At 55.8% G+C, this 448-nt stretch carries 1 protein-coding gene; it reads right to left on the bottom strand.

The window, feature by feature from the left end; all coding sequences use genetic code 11:
• Nucleotides 1-432, bottom strand: a 432-nt coding sequence (locus C7G61_RS43455; RefSeq protein WP_108523453.1) for a PIN domain-containing protein, incomplete at its 3' end; no start/stop codon positions are given.
• Nucleotides 433-448 lie beyond the last annotated feature (16 nt).

Here is a 448-nt window from a genome sequence, read left to right as displayed (position 1 = left end):
AAGATCAGATTGCATCGGGTTGATGAACTCGACGGAGTTTCGAAAGTGCTTCTCGTTATCCGTCACCAGGATGCAGGTATTGGCTTCTGCAATGGCCGCAACGATCATATCCAGCGCACTGCGCGGTCGACCAGTGGCTGTTCCTTCGGCCATCAGCCGAGCCCAGACCAGAGCTGCAGATTCATCGAAGGACAGCACTCGGCTGTTGAAGAGTGCTTGAGGTCCCGTCGGACCGGAGAACCAGTCCTCAAGCTCTCGTTTCTTGCGGTCTTCGGGCATCCGAAGAATGCCGCGTCGAATCTCAGCGAGAGAAAGCGTCGAGATAAACAGATCCTCGTCAGCCTGCTCTGAGAGCCATTGCACAAGCGATGCGGATGGCGAGGGCTTCGTTGCGGTGCTGATGATGTTTGTGTCGAGGAGGTAGTGGGTCATAGGTCGATGTCACGAC

Source organism: Bradyrhizobium algeriense (genome assembly GCF_003062295.1).
Taxonomy (GTDB): Bacteria; Pseudomonadota; Alphaproteobacteria; order Rhizobiales; family Xanthobacteraceae; genus Bradyrhizobium; species Bradyrhizobium algeriense.
The sequence above is the reverse complement of the archived record's forward strand: the minus strand, read 5'-3'. Positions and strand labels throughout refer to the sequence as shown.